The sequence below is a fragment of the Gemmiger formicilis genome, from assembly GCF_016901605.1.
GTDB lineage: Bacteria > Bacillota > Clostridia > Oscillospirales > Ruminococcaceae > Gemmiger > Gemmiger formicilis_B.
On record NZ_JACJKP010000536.1, the window covers coordinates 1 to 337 of the forward strand.

The following is a 337-nucleotide window of genomic DNA, read 5'->3' on the forward strand; positions in this document are numbered from 1 at the left end:
GCTGCTGAACATCGGCATCGGTGTGCTGCCCTATCTGCTGTTGTTGTTCCAGGTAGGTACCGGACGGGTGGATGCCCGCAGTATGCCGTGGGTCATCTGCCTGATTATCAGCGTGATCACCTGCCTGGGATTGATCATCTTCCAGGGACGCGCTTTGCGCAGCGAACTGGAAAAACGCCTGCATATGTAAAAAACACCCTGCATCCGGATCGGATGCAGGGTGTTTTTTATGGTTTATCGCTTGTCGAAAGCTTCCCGCCGCTTGGTGGAAAGACGGAACATCTCCTCCAGGCCGCCGCGGTCATCGTCCACCAGTTTCTGCCGCATGTTCAGCAGC

General features: G+C 55.8%; 1 protein-coding gene. It reads left to right on the forward strand.

All coding sequences use genetic code 11. The features are described from left to right. Nucleotides 1–190: DUF6320 domain-containing protein (locus tag H6B10_RS15825; RefSeq protein WP_243427435.1), on the forward strand; the 190-nt coding region annotated here is incomplete at its 5' end. Nucleotides 191–337: the final 147 nt, after the last annotated feature.